Raw genomic sequence first — 15429 nt, forward strand, 5'->3', positions numbered from 1 at the left:
CGACCAGAACCCGTCGACCGAAGGGTGTCAATCGGGCATTCTTGTGGGTGTTCATCCGGGCCTCTTTGGTGTGTTGGACGTAGACACCCAACAGCATCGAGCAAGGGGCTCGGATGAACAACCTACTGAAAGATCACAGCTAGCGCGCGGCCTGCTGACCGACGTTGCTCCCGCGCCGAACTGAGGTCAGCCGGCCTGGTACCCGCTCAGGATGGCCTGGTACGTGCCGTCGGCGACCATTGAATCGAAGGCCCCCTGCAGCTCGGTGACAATCGCGTCCGGCGTCTGGCGGTGCAGCGCGAGATACAGGTCGCTGCGTTTGAGCTCGTGGACGACCTCGTAGTCGTCTGGGTTGGCGTTCAGTTGCTGCAGGCCCCAACGCGTCACCTCGGTTTCATAGGCAATGGCATCGAGGCGACCGGCGATCAGCTTGCGGTAGTTCTGGTCGTTCGACACCACCACCTCCATGCGCTCCTCAGGGAAGCCGACGGCCTTGAGCAGGAGCTGGCCAACGTCGTCCTTGACCACGCCAATGCGCAGTTGGAACAACGTGTCGAGGTTATCAACGGTGAGCTTGCGCCCCTTGTGTGCGGTGAGCCCGACGACCGTCGGGACGAAAGGCCCCACCCACTTGAACAGCTCTTCGCGGTCAGCGGTGCGCGTGGTCGAGAAGAGCGCGTGACCGCCACGCTGCAGAGTCAGGTTGTAGCCGCGCGCCCAAGGCAGCATCTCGATGCTGGAGCGGGCGTGGCCGCTGTCCACACGCGCAAACATCTCCACCACCACATCCACGCTGATGCCGCGCAACTGCCCGGCCTCGGCGTAGTTGTACGGTGGGTACTCTTCGGTCATGAACTTCAACGAGGCCAGGCCGTTCCCGGCACGCGCCTGGCCGACGAACGGCAGCGCCGCCGAAGCGACCAACCCGGTGACAAAGCTGCGTCTTGATATCCGGTGCACGTTTCACTCTCCTTCACAACACGGTGATGTGTGCAGTGTGTTTCTGGCGTGATCCCTCGGCGTCACGCGCGTTTACGGGGGACAGGCGACGAGAACGCGTCGGCGTAGCGTCGGATGTCACCGTCGGTGAAAAACGCCTCTAGCGGCTCGGCCGGGCTGAACAGATAGCCCTGGCCGTTGTCGATCTCCATCTCAACCAGCCGCGCCAATTGGCATTCGGTCTCGATGCCTTCGGCCACGACCGTGAAGCCGAGCCGTTGCGACAGCCCGACGATGCCCTCGATCAACGCAATGGTCTTCTCCTGCTTCGCCGGGCCGGTGTGGCATTCCATCTCGCTGATGAACGAGCGATCGATCTTGATGGTGCTGACCGGGAAGCGGTTGATGTAGCTCAGTGACGAGTAGCCCGTGCCAAAATCGTCGAGCGCAAAGCGGCAACCGAGCGCGACGAGGTCGTCGAAGATGTCGATCAGACCCGATTTTTCCTGTATCAACACGTTCTCGGTGATTTCGAGCACCAGCCGCTGAGGCGGGACGTTGCGCTCGGCAAGGCAGTGCGCGATCTTGGCGGTGAGGTCGGGCTGGAACTGGGCGGCTGCGAGGTTGATCGCGACGTAGGCGCCCGGTATCCCGTGCTCGACGTCGAGTTTGCGCAGCGCCTCGCACCCGAGTTCGATCACCCGGTCGCCGATCTCCACAACGTGACCGGACTGCTCGGCCACGGTGAAGAACTCGGTCGGTTGCACGATACCGAGTTCCGGGTGCACGAGGCGCAACAGGCCTTCGAAGCCAACGGTCTCCTGCGTGACAAGGTCGACAATGGGCTGGAAATACAGCTCGAACCAGTCATTCTTCAACCCCTCCGAGATCAGGCTCTCGACTTCGAGCTGGCGCGCAGCCTCGGCGCCAAACTGCGCGTCGTAGAGGCAGAACCCGTTGCGTCCATCGCGCTTCTGTCGGTACATCGCGACATCCGAGGTTTTCAGCAGGGTCTCGACATCCCCGGCGTTCTCGGGGTAGAAGGACACGCCGATGCTCGCGGAGATCTGGACGGTGCGTTCGTCGAGCTCGATCGGCGCGCACACCATCTTGTTGATGTGGGCCGCAAGCGCGACGGTGCGCTCGCGGATGTCATCGCCCGCGATGGTGATCGCAAATTCGTCGCCACCGAAACGGCCAAAGTAGTCGTCGCGGCGCAAGAGCGGCTTGACACGCTCTGCGACCACCCGCAGCACCTCGTCGCCAGCCTGGTGACCGAGGTTGTCGTTCACCCATTTGAACCGATCGAGGTCGAAGAACAGCACGGCGATGCTCGCACCGTCTTCGGCGTGTGCAATCGAGCGCTCGAGGCACACGGCAAAGCCGGCGCGGTTGAGCAAGCCCGTCACCACGTCGGTCTGTGCCTGCTTGCGGATTTGCAGTTCGGCTTCCTTGAGCTTGCTGATGTCGGTCATCACCGCCAGCCACTGGCGCACACCGGACAGGTCGTCGACGTCACGGGTTTCGGTCAGCAGCACGTCCATGTACCCGCCGTCCTTCTTGCGGAACGACAGCGTGGTCTTGCGCGACTCGTGTTCGCCCGCGTCCCGCGCTTCGAATCGACTGGCGTACGCGTCCTGACTGGCATCGCTGATGAAGCGTGAGAAGGTTGAACCGATGACGTCATCCGGGCTGTAGCCGGTCGCGCGCAGCCAGTATTCGGAAACGCGTTGAATGCGGTCGTCATCGTCGACCGAAAACAGCATCACCGGGGTGTTGTTGTAGAGGTACACATGCCGCTTGTTGGCTTTGACAATGTGCGCGCGGTCCGCCTCGAGGTGGTCCTGCATGTCGTTGAACGCACGCGTCACCTTGCCGAGCTCGTCCTCGGTGTCCCAGACCAGCCGTGTCGCCTCGCCGGGTTTGTGGGTGGACTCGATGACCGAGGTGAGTTGCGCCAGCGGGGTGCTGATCAGGCGGCGATAGGCAATCAAGGCCACGCCGAGTACAGTGATGGTCGACACCACAAACAGCAGCGCAGACTTGCTGACTTCCTGCCAGACTGCGTCGCCGATGCGGTCGGCGAAGAACGTGATGCGCAGCGTGCCCACCGCACTGGATTTCCCGTCCACCGCGTAGAAGATCTGCTTCGCGTAGACGGTGTCGTCACCGACCGGTGCGGCGCCGTGCACACTGACGTTACTCGCTGTTGCAACCGGGTGGTCCTGGTAGTCCAGAATGTCCACGGTCGCGATGTCGCGGTCCCGGGCGATCGACTCGGCCCACTTCTCGACGTTCTCGTAGTCGAAATCCCAGAGTGGCTTGCTGATCGCCTCGCTGTTGACGTCGACGATCGCACGCTTCTTCTCGAGCATCTTGCGCTCGACCGAGTTCGTCGATACCACGAAAAAGGACGCCAGCAGCGGGCCGTTGACCCCGATGAGGGTCAACAACATGATGGACACGAACTTCGCCTGCGCCGATTTCTTGATCGAGTTGAACATCAGGCGGTCGTCTAACAGCTTTTCGGAGTCATGTTGTCCACGGTCCTTGCGCAATCGACGGCGCCCGCAGGCGCCGGCCGCGTTCACCGCATCGCGCGGGGCGACGTACCACCGGTGTTACCGCCAACCCCACACGCCTGCAGGGACACGGCGTCACGGTGGCCACAGCCACGCGCACGCAAGAACGCTCTCGAGGGGTATCGGCACGAAACTGCACGAATTGACCGAAACTCTTATTGTTAGTGTGCAGTTGATGTAGGTCGGTGGGCCGATCCTGTACGCAGGAACACGGCACGCGAACGACACCACACTGCAAAACCGCCGTGGCCCGAGCAGCGCTGCGCCCCGTTGATAGGTCGGGTTGACCGCGCCCCACGCAGGAGCCGGCGCCGAGGCGCCGCTGAGCCCAGCCGGACACCGAACCCGGTCGCTCAGCGGTGCCGCAACCAGTCCCGGAACGCCCTGATCCCGTCGCGGTCCTCCTCACCGGCGCGACACACGGCGTACAGCCCGCGCTCAAGCGGCACCGCAGACGCCTCGAGACGCACCAGGCGGCCCCGTTCGAGGTCCCGTGCGGCGAGGACATGCCGGGCAAGTGCCACGCCGTGCCCGTCCACCGCGGCCTCCAGCAAGACGCCACTGTCGGCCACTTCGATAGCCTGCGCCGCCACACGGTCTGGCGTGAGGCCCGCCTGCAGCGCCCAGCGCTCCCACCCGCCGTTGAACGCGTCGTGCAACAGCGGCAGAGCCACAATGGCATCAGCACCGAAGGGCAGCGGCTGCCCGGCCACCAGGGCCGGCGCGGCGACGGTCACCAGCTCTTCGTCGCAGACCAGCTCGTGAAACAACCCGTCCCAACCCGGCGAACCGAAGCGGAGTGCCACGTCGACGTCGCTCGACGTGAAGTCAGTCAGACTGTCGTCGGTGTCGAGCAGCAGGGCAATCTCCGGGTGTTGGTGCTTGAAGTCGCCAAGTGCCGGCACCAGCCACTTGAGCGCGAGTGACGTTGACAGCGACACCGTCAGCGCACGGGGCCGATCGGTTCGCCGCACGTCGCGCACGCCCGCGCGCAAGGTTGAGAACGCCGTGCGGGTCGACTCCACCAGGCGCTCCCCTGCCGGAGTCAGTTCAACCCCGTTGGGTGTCCGGCGGAACACGCTGACGCCGAGGTGTTGCTCCAACAGCGCGACCTGGCGGCTCACGGCACCGTGGGTGACATTCAGCGCCTGCGCCGCGCGAGACAGGCTCGCGCACCGGGCGGTTTCGTCGAACACCTGCAGTGCCCTGAGGTGTCGCAGTGTGTCTCGCATGTGAGATTTCCTCACAGCTTTGTGTGAATAAGACGATTGTAGCTGCCGTAAAACCGCCTCTAGACTGACAGGGTCACAGGAAAACGCAACGCACCCAACGGTGCCGGGAGGCCGACGATGGCAGACAGGAAAGTGGCACTGATGACCGGGACGGGCCAGGGCATCGGCCGGGGTTGCGCGATCGAGATGGCCAAGGCGGGCTACCGCGTCTCGCTGATGTCGCCGTCCAACCGCTCTGTCGAGCTCGCCGACGCGCTCGGCGGCATCGGCCGGCGCGGTTCGGTGATGGACACCGATGACCTGCAGGCGATGGTCGACGACACCGTGCGCCAGTACGGGCGAATCGACGCCATCGTCAGCAACATGGGCCACGGCGGCTCGGTGCCCGACGCGATCAAGACCGTGGGCTTCGACCCGGATTTCGACGGGCCGCTGTTGGAACTCAGCGACGCGCTGTGGCACGAGAGCCTGGACATGTACGTGCTGAGCGTCGTCCGAATCGCGCGCATCGTGACGCCGATCCTCATCGAACAGGGCGGCGGCGCTTTCGTCAACATTTCGTCGATGAACACCCTCGAACCGCGGGCGCCCTACCCGATGAGTATGCTGCGCGGTGCGCTGCACAGCTTTTCGAAACTCTACGGCGACCGGTACGCACGCCACAACATCCGCATGAACAACCTGCTGCCCGGCTTCTGCGAGAACGTGAACCTGTCCGAGGCCGCGCGGCAGTCGATTCCCGCCCAACGGCCCGCGAGCTTCGAGGAAATCGGCCAGGCTTGTGTTTTCCTCGCCTCCGATGGGGCGCGGTACATCACCGGCCAGAGCATCCTGTCCGACGGCGGCATGAACCGCGCGGTTCGCTGAAGCGCGTCTGACACAGGGCTTGCACCAACCCCACCAGCCGTGGCTTGGTGCCGCCCCATGGCCGCGGTGACTGGCCGTGCGGGCGCTTGACTTCGCGGCTGGACTGCGAGGTGCCGGCGTCGTCGGTGGCCTCCCGAACCCGGCTACGTCGGCCCGGCACCCGGCGCCGTCCAATGCGGAGACGGGCTCGAACGGGTCACCCTGAGAGTGAAAATCGGGCGCGCGGCGCTCAAACGTCCTCGGGTGGACGGGGCTGCAGACGGGTGTACCACTGCACCGCAGCGGCGAGCAGCACCGCTTCGATGGCGACGTAGACCCACTGCTTGGCCACCGATCCGTCAAGCGCTATACCGATCAGCCGTGCGAGCAGCAAGCCGAGCAGGAGTGCCGCACTTGCGGCTGCGACCGTCTGCAACGCGGGGCGCCAGGTGCTGCGGAAGAGCAGCAGAACGCCCGCACCGATGATCGTGCCCCACCAGATACGCCGTTCGATCGCCTTAAAGGTGTCCGCCGGGATCGGGTCGCTCCGCACCAGTTCCGGGTTCACGACCAGCACCGTGCCGATCGCAATCAAGGACAGGGCCGCGCGTCCCCGGGGCCCGTTGAGTGGGATCACGGCGGGACCGGGCTCCCGCTGCCCCGTGTCGACCGCTTGATGTGTGCCAGGCCGCGCACTCAGCCGAGCCGCTCGACCTTGACCGGGCGGACCTTGCCGTCCGGGCCGTTGGTCATGGCGAGGTCCATCGGGCAGGCCGAGACCACGGCCAACAGATCGCACTCGGCGCGCATCTCGAGGTACTGTCCGGCCTGCACGGTGGGCGGCACGATCTCGATGCGACTGCCGGCGAGGATGTCCACACGCTGAAATATGTTGAACGGCGACGGCAACTCTTGCGCGATCACACCCGCGTCCTCGAGCGCGAGGCAGAAGTTCTCGGCGCAGGAGCGGTGGTACCCGTCGTGGCCGAGCAGCGCGTAGCGACGCGCACAACACGCCGACATCAGCAGGTCGTGTTCGCCCGGTGAGGTGTCCTCGGTGACTGTGAGCATCGCGTGACGCCGGTTCGAGTACACCGCGTCCCCGACCGCCGGCACGAGCTTTTGCAAGGTTGACCGCGTGTGTTCCGCCGAGAGGAACTCCGAGGCGTCGGCCTGGCTGAACGCCCAGAAATCGCAGACCTGTGAGCCTTCGAGGTTGGTGATGCGCACGTGTTCGCCCGCCGCAACCCGCAGGCTCGCGCCGTACCCACCCTCAACTGTCAGCGCTTCCTGAACCTGCATGGCATCCCCTCCCGGTTGACGCCAGTTTACACACTCTCGCTGTCGAACCGCGCTTCGAACGCCGCGGCGGTGTTGGCGTGTGACGGCGCGATATCCGGCACCGGCAGGCCCAAGCGTTCGCAGAGCGGCGCCCAGCCTTCGGCCGGTTTCCAGATGATCAGGCGGTTGGCCGGTACCGTGGCCACCACGTCTGCGAAATGCGCATCGTAGCGGGCGCGCGCGGCTTCGCCGTCGAGGTCGGCATCAAAACCCGCGCGCTCGCGCATCAGCGCGTGAAAGCCGGGGACAAACTCGGGATGGGTGCCTGCGCGAATAGCACGCATGGTCTGCCAGACCGTGGCATCGGCGCTCGCCCACCAGGTGTCGGCCGAGCCCCGGTGCGAGAGCACCACGTGCGCATCGGGAAACCGCTCGGCCAGTTCACGCCAGAACAGCGACGCAGGCCAATCCACCGCCGCCACCCAGGGGTCGAGCACATCAAGCAGTTGCTCGAAATCGCTCCGCAACGCAGCAGCCACCTTGGGCATGTCGAGCTCGGCACGCGCGTGCAGCTCGGACATGTGGTAGCACGGGCCCTGCAGCAGGTGCTCGAGCATGTACTTGAGTGACCGCGTCCCCGTGCGCGGAAGTCCCGCACCGATCACCCGCAATCCCTGCCGGGCCGTCTGAAATGGGGTCATGACACCGTTCTCGTGATCCGTCACAAAGAGCGTAGCGCAGTCGAATGGACACGGCCTGAGCTGCTAGAGTGCACCGGGCATCGAGCCGACGTGTGCTTGCCCGCAAGGCATCGCCCGCGTCGGGATTCCCGCCCGGCATACGCGAAGTGCCATGATTGCAAATAATGCCTCCGATTGCGGACAGCTGGGCCTTCGGCATGACCACATCAATCCAACGCCAGACGCCTGGCCACGTTTCTCCGCACACGAGCAATCGCGCGCTGCAGAACCACCTGCCCTCAGACATCTCGATCGTCACACCCCCGTTGCTTACGTGAGGCACCAAGCCGAATGACCGCTCAGACCATCGCCTCACTGGCTGTCGACAGCCTGATCGCCAACGGCATCGACACACTCTACTGCGTGCCTGGCGTACAGAACGACGCGTTCTTCGACGCGCTGTACCACCGGCGCGACCGTCTCACGCCGGTGCACGCACGGCACGAACAGGGCTCAGCCTACATGGCGCTCGGTGCCGCACTCGCCACCGGTCAACCGCAGGCGGTGTCGGTCGTACCCGGCCCGGGGTTCTTGAATGCGTCCGCGGCCCTCGCGACGGCCCATTCGCTGAACGCGCCGGTGATGGCGTTGGTCGGGCAGATACCGTCGGGCACCATCGGCAGGGCTACCGGGCAATTGCACGAGATCGATGGCCAGTTCGAGATCCTCGGCAAGTTCACCAAGCACGCCGAACACGTCGCCGACGGCGCGCGTGCGCCAGCGCAACTCACCGACGCCTGGCGCGCCCTGCGCAGCGGCCGCCCCCAGCCGGTGGGCCTCGAGATTCCGGTGGATTGCTGGCTGAAGCCCACCGACTACGACCGAGGCACCCTGGCCGTGCCCGCCCGGGCGACACCGGTGCCGAAGGCCGATCAACTGGACGCAGCCGCACGCGCAATCCGCGCTGCACGCTGTCCGATGATCGTTGTCGGCGGCGGTGCACACGCGCACGCCGCGAACGTCCGCGCGCTGGCACACCGGCTCGGCGCGGGCGTGGTGGCGTACCGCACCGGCCACGGTGTCATGCCAGCCAGCGACGCGCTGTCGCTGACCAACCCGGCGGGCCATGCGCTCTGGCGCGACTGTGACCTCGTGATCGGCCTCGGCACCCGACTCGCGACGCAAACGGTCGCGTGGGGTCTCGACGCGGCAATGACCGTCGTCCACATCGACATCGACGCGTCGGCGTTTCGCTCGAGCGACGCCACCACCGTGGCCGTGCACGCCGACCTTGCCGATGCGCTGCCCGCGCTGCTCGACGTGCTCGGCGAACAACCGGATCGCTCGGCCTGGTGCGCCCGGATCGCGGCGGTCAAGGCGACGACGGCAAACGCGATCGCCGACACCCTCGCACCGCAGTTGGCGTGGCTTGACGCGATTCGACAGGCGCTGCCGGCCGACGGCGTGCTGCTCGACGAGCTGACGCAGATCGGCTTCGTGTCACGCTTTGCCTTTCCGGTGACCGCGCCACGGCAGTTTCTCTCAACCGGGTACCAGGGCACCCTGGGCTGGGGAATCGCCGCCGCCATCGGCGCTGCGCACGCACGTCGCGACGTGCCGGTGGTCTCGATCACCGGCGACGGCGGTGCACTCTTCACCATCACCGAACTCGCGACCGCGGTGCACCACCGGATCCCGGTGAACATCGTCGTGATGAACGACAACGCCTACGGCAACGTGAAGGGCATCCAACGCGACCACTACGGCGGCCGCTACATCGCCAGCGACCTCACCAGCCCCGACTTCGTCGCGCTGGCCGAAAGCTTCGGCGCCACAGGCGCGCGCGCGGAGACACCCGACGCGTTGTCCGACGCCCTCGCCACCGCCGTGGCGAGTCCGGACGTCAACGTAATTGAAGTGCCGGTGGGTGAGTTTCCGAGCCCCTGGCCGTACATTCTGATGCCGAAATTGCGCGGGACCGGCGCGTAGGTTGGCTGCGCTGCAGCGGCGATCACTCGGGTGCGGCGACCCAACCCGTCGCCACGGCCGAGGCCCACTCCGCCCGGCCGTGCTGACGTGCCAGCGCGACCATCCGCTTGGTGTTGTAGCGCACCTGCCTGAACGCCACCGTCCAGTGACCGGCCACGCGCTCGACAAGCGCGTAGCGCGCGTCCGGCGAGCCGGTTTGCATCCGGTGGTAGCGGGGCTTGGTGTCATCGTACGCCGGGCACCCGACGCTGCCCGGGTTCACGACGCGGCGGCCATCGGCCAGTACGACGGTGCGCGGGATGTGGGTGTGGGCGCAGAGCAGCACGTCGGCCTCGAGCCCCGCGGCGTGCGACTCGATCTGCGCACGGTCGGCGAGGTGCGGCGTGCCCGTGGCATCGACCGCTTCGAGCCAATAGGTTTCATCACTCGTCGGGGTGCCGTGGCAGGCGAACACCGCACCGTCCAGGTCCAGTGTGGGCGGCAGGGCCGCGAGCCAGGCGGTGTGTGCGTCGCTGAGCTGCGCCGCCGCGACGCGGTCCGACGGCCCCATGTCACCCGCCGGGTCTCCGAGCACCCAGCGGTCGTGGTTGCCGCGCAGACACAGCATGTCGGTGGCCATCAGGCAGTCGGCGGTGCCGCGGGCATCGAGCGGGCCGCTGACGTGGTCACCGAGGTTGACGATGCGATCGGCACCTGCGCGCCGGATGTCGGCGAGCACCGCGTCGAGTGCGTCGAAGTTGCCGTGCACATCGGCAATGACAGCCAACCTCATGCCGTCACCAGCACGGTCAGAGCTCGTGCCACTTGAAGTCCAGCCGATCGTGGAAATTCTGTTTCCAAATGGGCCGGATGATGTCGTGGGTCGCAACGTACTCGGTGATCCAGGTGCACTTGGGCAAATCCGGTTTTCGGTTGTGCCACGCGTACAGCATCGCCAGCAGGATGTCACACGGCGAGAGGCGATCGCCCAGCAGAAAACGGTGTCCGGCCGTATCACGCTCGATAAACCTGAACGCCTCGTGGTTGCGCTTTTTCGCCCCAGCCTTCACGGACTTCACCACCAGTGCATCCAACGCACCGTTGTGACGTTCCATCGCGGTGTGCTCGATGTCGTTTACACAACTGACGTACTGCTCGGTGTAGCTTTGCCGGAGGATCCCCTCGTACACGTTCACTGCGAGGAACACGGACCACCTGAGGAACGCCGGATGGTTGTCGATCCAGAGGTGTGGACCCTGTGACAACGACGGCTCGGTGTGCGCGAGGTGGGCGAGAATCGCCGCGACTTCGGTAATCCGCGTGCCGTCGGCGAGTGACAGCACCGGCACCTGCCCCCAGTCATTGACGCCTTCAACCAACCGACCCAGCGATTCATTGGGCTTGGACACCAGAGGGGTGTAGGCAAGGGGCACTTTCGCCACGGCACACGCCGCTTGCACCACGAAACCGCCGGAGCCAAGCCGGTTGTGCAAGGTGTATTTATCGGTCATGGTCGAATCAGATCATCTCGATGATGGTGTTGTCTCGATGGCTGGCCGCCCCGCGGCTCGAGTTGCGTGTCGACGTCCATCAGTCCTGTCGCTGCGCGCCAAGGGCGAGTTTCTCTCGCGGCACATCAGACGACCACGGCACACCGCGAACGACGCCCGCGGCAATGCGACCCCACTCATCAGAGCCTTTCGCACCCTTGCCACAGCCGCCGACGGCGACAGTGATCCTGCCGTTGTGGAGGGTATCCACGACAGGCAGGCCGGTCGAGGTACGGGTCACAGCGCAGGTGTCGGTGTGCCAGTGTGCACTGTCGCGCAACACCGGAAAGCGCATCTTCAGGTGGGCAGTGAACAGCGCACGTTCCCGCTCGGAGCCGGCTGACTTGAACCACTGTTGCAGATCTTCGAGCGCGGTGAACGTCGGATTGTCCTCTGAGCCGACACCAAGTTTGAGGTAGTGGTGTCCGTCCGGGTAGCGAATCGGTGGCAGTATGTAGGCACCAATCGCCGTGTCGATCATGGTCGGCATGCCCTCGAGCGTTGAGGCAGCGCGGCCCTCTATTCGCACCAACACGGTTGTCCGGCCGAACACGGTCAAGCCGAGGTTGGTCGCGCTGAGCCCACAACAGCCGGTGAATGCGCCGGTGGCCACAAGCGCGCGCTCGGTCATCAGCGACGAGCCATCCCAAAGCTCGACCTCAACCCCGTTCGAAACCAGTCGAACCGCACGCGCCGCTTGCCGAACAACCGTGGCACCGGCGGACTCCGCGAGCCGTGTTTGCGCCTGCACCAGGCGACGCGGACTGATGTGTCCCGCACCACCCAGTTCGACGAGACCGTCCACGTCCTCAGGCACGGCGAGGTAGGGAAAACGGGCCCGCACTTCCTCGCCATTCAGATGTTCGACAGCAGCGCCTTCGGACTCTCCTGTCGCAGCACACCGCGCATTGTATCGTTTGCCAAGCGGACCAATGCCGAGACCGAGATACCCCGCTGGCGTGTAGAACGGGATGCCACTTCGCGCTTCAATGTCACGGTACCGGGCGATGGAACACCGCGCCGTAATCGCCCATTCGCGCTCGGGGTCGACGTTGCGCGTCATGCGGCCCTCGTCGTAGTGGCTCGCAAACACACCGTTGTGGGGCGCACGGGAGGCGGGCTCGTCCGGACCGACACACGCAATGCCATCAGTCGTCTCGGCCAGGTGACGTGCGGCCGCGCTGCCGATCAAGCCACGACCCACCACCACAATTTTGTACATCGCACCGTGTCAGACGACCCGTCTGCCCTTATTGTTGCGTCGCGGCAGTGTGAACTGAACGCCCACGGCGGGCAATTACCAGCAGCGCTTTGGGTGCCGCGTGCTCGCTTGCACACGGCATTGGGCACGGCTCACACAGGGCATGGGGCATCGCCAAACCCCGGACCGACACCGACCCTGTGGGAGCTGCATCATCGCGAAGCGATATGTGGGGCCCGCCTAGGGGCGAATGATGTGGCGAATCCAACTCCGCATTCGCCGACGCTCGCTCCGCGAGGCGGCGGCTCCCACAGGGGCGTGGGGCATCGCCAAACCCCGGACCGACACCGCGCGTGTGGGAGCCGCATCGTCGCGCAGCGGCATGCGGCGATGTTCTCGATGCCCGACGCGCCGAATTCGCCTACGCTCGCTGCGCGAGGCGGCGGCTAACACAGGCATGGGGCATCGCCAAACCCCGCACCGACACCGACCCTGTGGGAGCTGCATCATCGCGAAGCGGTATGTGGGGCCCGCCTAGGGGCGAATGTTGTGGGGCATCCCCACGCGCACGGCGAGCCGGCCAGACACGTGTGATGGCTGGCTAGTCGACCACAATCCGGGTTTGGCCACTGACACCTTTGCCGTCCACAGCATAGGGCTGGTGCAAATTGGTGTTGAGGTCGAGCCGCACCGTGTGCTCGCCGGGCGGCAGCACGCCGATGGCCATTTCTCCACCGCAGTAGCGGCCGAGTTTGACGCCGTTCAGGTAGAGATGGCCGTGGCCGGCACCCGGTACGTGCTCGGTGTCGACACGCTCGGTATCGAACACGAAGTGGTCCACGGCGGCCGTGATGCGCCACGGACCGGACGCGCTGTCGCGCAGGGGGGTCAGCGAAATCAGCGGCGCCGGTTCGATCGGCATGCCGGCCATGCCCGCGTGCAGGCTGTGGTCCACCGGGTCGGCGTCAGCCACCGTAACCTGGGTCTTGAGCACCGAGCCGTCACCGAGGGTGAACTGCAACGGGATCAGTCGACCGGCTCTCAGATCGCCCGACACGGCCATCATCATGATGTGAGCGCCGTCGAGCGCGAAGTCGACGGTGCCACCGCCCGGCACCACCACGGACGCGAGCTCACCGCCCATGATGTGGGTGATGCCAGCGTCCGGCGAACTGAGCGCGCTGAACGTGACGGCCTCACCGGTATTGGTCAGGCTCAGGGTGACCATGAGCCCGGGCATGGCCCCGGCCATCGGCACGGCCAGACCGGCCGAAGCCACGATGTGGCGGGCCTGGTTGCTCGCACCAAACCAGAACGCGGACCCGACCCCGAGAACCGCACCCAGGATGACCACGCCTGCGAGCAGCCGCGCCGCGCTGTGCCTCATCCGCTGTGCCATTTGCGACTTGAAACGCGCTTACATTAGCATGGAAACAGTGCCTGCCGATTGCGTCCCGCCCTATGCCGCTCCGCGCCCTGGCGATTGCCCTGTGTCTGCTCTGCCCCGCCCTGGCGTGGAGCCACGCTTCCAGCCAGCAACTGGTCCTGCTCTTGCCCACGGACGTCTACAACACGGTGGGTGTCACCATCGTCGCGCTGACCGTGCTGTTCCTCGCCGTGCCGGCACTCGCTATCCAACTCACACGGTTCTCGCACGGGCGGCTGCTTGCGTGCGACTGCACCGGCGCACGGCACGCCGTCAGCCTCAGCTCGTTCGTTGTTCTCGTGATCGCGCTCGTGGCTGGGCTCACCGGTTCACGCGACCCGCTGACCAACCCGCTGCCCTTGCTGATCTGGTCGGTGTGGTGGGTGATTCTGGTGGTGCTGAACGGGCTGCTCGGCAACCTCTGGCGGTGGCTCAACCCCTGGTCGGGTGTGGTAGCGCTGTTGACCAGCGCATTCGGTATGCGAGCGACACTGACCTACCCCGCGCGGCTCGGGCACGCGCCCGCGGTGGTCGGCTTCGTGCTCTTCTCCGCGTTCCTGCTGGCCCACCCTGCGCCCGACGACCCGGCGGTGCTCGCGTCGGTCGTTGCGCTCTACTGGTTGGTGGCTCTGGTCGCGATGCTGCTCTTCGGCGAGACCGCGTGGCGCACCTACGGCGAGTTCGCGTCGGTGTTGATGACACAGTTCGCGCAGTCGGCGGTGTGTGGCCGTCGGGCGCGTGCGCTGCACGTCGGCCTGCCAGGCTGGCAGTTGAGCCACCGCCGGGACACCTCGCTGAGCCTCGCGGTGTTCGTGTTGCTGTTGCTCGGCACCAGCAGCTTTGACGGGTTCAACGAAACCTTTTTCTGGCTCGGGCTGCTGGGCGTGAACCCGCTGGAGTTTCCCGGGCGTTCCGCCGTGATCCCGCAGACACTCGCGGGCATTGCACTCGGCAACGCCCTGCTGATCGTGTTGTTCAGCGTCTGCATCGTGACAGGCTTGGCGTTGGCCCGCGCGCAGCTGCCGTTCCGGTTGGTGTTTGCCCGCCTCGCGCCGACACTGTTGCCGATCGCAGTGGGCTACCATTTCGCCCACTACCTCACGACCATTTTGGTCACCGGCCAGTACACGCTCGCCTCGCTAAACGACCCGTTTGCGTCCGGTTGGCGCCTGCTCGGCTACGACACCTTCTACGTCACGACCGGCTTCTTCAACACGCCCGACTCGGTCGCCCGCATCTACTTCGCCCAAGCCACCGCCGTGGTACTGGGCCACGTCATCTCGCTGCTCTCCGCCCACCGCGTCATGGCGTCGCTGCTCAACGACAACCGCAAGACCGCACTCAGCCAGTTGCCGCTCGCGGTGTTCATGGTGGCCTACACGCTGTTCGGTTTGTGGCTGTTGTCGGCGCCGCGCGGCGCGTGAGCCCGACGCACCCGAGACCCGCCAGGTGACCGGTCAGTAGTAGCTGCGCCGCAGCGGCGCATAGATCGAGAACGCGATCCAGGTCGCCCACGAGCCCAGTACAACGCCCGCGATCCAGGCTGCCTTCTCGCCCCCGTGTGTGCGCGGGGAGTCTGCGATCAAAACGGCCGGCAGCATCCAGATGAACACACCACAGAAGGTGAGGGCCACCCCAATCAATTCGCTCATGTTCGCTCAGGTACCGTCTCTGCGTCCCGACCGGGAGTCGTGGGTTGCGCCGTCGAACGGCCAACACCGCCG

Annotated in this window: 14 protein-coding genes; 3 read left to right on the forward strand and 11 right to left on the reverse strand. The window is 65.7% G+C overall.

Translation table 11 applies throughout. The features are described 5' to 3' along the window. Positions 1-186 precede the first annotated feature (186 nt). From AAGA11_14360 to AAGA11_14370, 3 genes are all read right to left on the reverse strand, one after another. Positions 187-960: an ABC transporter substrate-binding protein gene (locus AAGA11_14360; protein MEM9604046.1), complete on the reverse strand. Its 774-nt coding sequence runs from the start codon at positions 958-960 to the stop codon at positions 187-189. 62 nt (positions 961-1022) lie between these two features. After that, entirely contained in the window at positions 1023-3443 is a 2421-nt protein-coding gene (locus AAGA11_14365) for an EAL domain-containing protein (GenBank protein MEM9604047.1), read from the reverse strand. Between the two features lie 431 nt (positions 3444-3874). Then, a complete protein-coding gene (locus AAGA11_14370; GenBank protein ID MEM9604048.1) occupies positions 3875-4753 on the reverse strand; it encodes a LysR substrate-binding domain-containing protein in 879 nt (292 codons plus the stop codon). A gap of 117 nt (positions 4754-4870) precedes the next feature. Between AAGA11_14370 and AAGA11_14375 the strand changes: the two genes are divergently transcribed. Beyond that, positions 4871-5620: an SDR family oxidoreductase gene (locus tag AAGA11_14375; GenBank protein MEM9604049.1), complete on the forward strand. Its 750-nt coding sequence runs from the start codon at positions 4871-4873 to the stop codon at positions 5618-5620. A 229-nt stretch (positions 5621-5849) separates the two neighbouring features. Here AAGA11_14375 and AAGA11_14380 read toward each other — a convergent pair whose 3' ends face one another. The 3 genes from AAGA11_14380 to AAGA11_14390 are packed head-to-tail and all read right to left on the reverse strand — an operon-like array spanning position 5850 to position 7581. Next, positions 5850-6236, reverse strand: coding sequence for a DUF4345 family protein (locus AAGA11_14380; GenBank protein ID MEM9604050.1), 387 nt, complete (start codon positions 6234-6236; stop codon positions 5850-5852). Positions 6237-6295: 59 nt separating this feature from the next. Next, entirely contained in the window at positions 6296-6901 is a 606-nt protein-coding gene (locus tag AAGA11_14385) for an urea carboxylase-associated family protein (GenBank protein ID MEM9604051.1), read from the reverse strand. A 26-nt stretch (positions 6902-6927) separates the two neighbouring features. Then, a complete protein-coding gene (locus AAGA11_14390) occupies positions 6928-7581 on the reverse strand; it encodes a sulfotransferase family protein (GenBank protein MEM9604052.1) in 654 nt (217 codons plus the stop codon). Positions 7582-7911: 330 nt separating this feature from the next. Between AAGA11_14390 and AAGA11_14395 the strand changes: the two genes are divergently transcribed. Continuing rightward, positions 7912-9549, forward strand: coding sequence for a thiamine pyrophosphate-dependent enzyme (locus tag AAGA11_14395; protein ID MEM9604053.1), 1638 nt, complete (start codon positions 7912-7914; stop codon positions 9547-9549). A gap of 22 nt (positions 9550-9571) precedes the next feature. Here AAGA11_14395 and AAGA11_14400 read toward each other — a convergent pair whose 3' ends face one another. The 4 genes from AAGA11_14400 to AAGA11_14415 form a co-directional block, all read right to left on the reverse strand. Then, on the reverse strand, positions 9572-10321 hold the full coding sequence (locus AAGA11_14400; GenBank protein ID MEM9604054.1) for a metallophosphoesterase family protein: 750 nt from the start codon (positions 10319-10321) through the stop codon (positions 9572-9574). Between the two features lie 16 nt (positions 10322-10337). Next, entirely contained in the window at positions 10338-11039 is a 702-nt protein-coding gene (locus tag AAGA11_14405; protein MEM9604055.1) for a glutathione S-transferase family protein, read from the reverse strand. Positions 11040-11118: 79 nt separating this feature from the next. Continuing rightward, complete coding sequence (locus AAGA11_14410) at positions 11119-12300, reverse strand: FAD-binding oxidoreductase (protein MEM9604056.1); 1182 nt, start codon at positions 12298-12300, stop codon at positions 11119-11121. Between the two features lie 580 nt (positions 12301-12880). Continuing rightward, positions 12881-13666, reverse strand: a complete 786-nt coding sequence (locus AAGA11_14415) for a copper chaperone PCu(A)C (protein ID MEM9604057.1) — start codon at positions 13664-13666, stop codon at positions 12881-12883. Between the two features lie 74 nt (positions 13667-13740). Here AAGA11_14415 and AAGA11_14420 point away from each other — a divergent pair, with 74 nt between their 5' ends. Then, entirely contained in the window at positions 13741-15129 is a 1389-nt protein-coding gene (locus AAGA11_14420) for a hypothetical protein (GenBank protein ID MEM9604058.1), read from the forward strand. A 33-nt stretch (positions 15130-15162) separates the two neighbouring features. On the opposite strand, the gene AAGA11_14425 is transcribed toward AAGA11_14420, so the two are convergent. Continuing rightward, positions 15163-15357, reverse strand: coding sequence for a hypothetical protein (locus AAGA11_14425; protein ID MEM9604059.1), 195 nt, complete (start codon positions 15355-15357; stop codon positions 15163-15165). Between the last annotated feature and the right edge of the window lie 72 nt (positions 15358-15429).

The sequence above is a fragment of the Pseudomonadota bacterium genome, from assembly GCA_039196715.1.
Classification (GTDB): Bacteria; Pseudomonadota; Gammaproteobacteria; order CALCKW01; family CALCKW01; genus CALCKW01.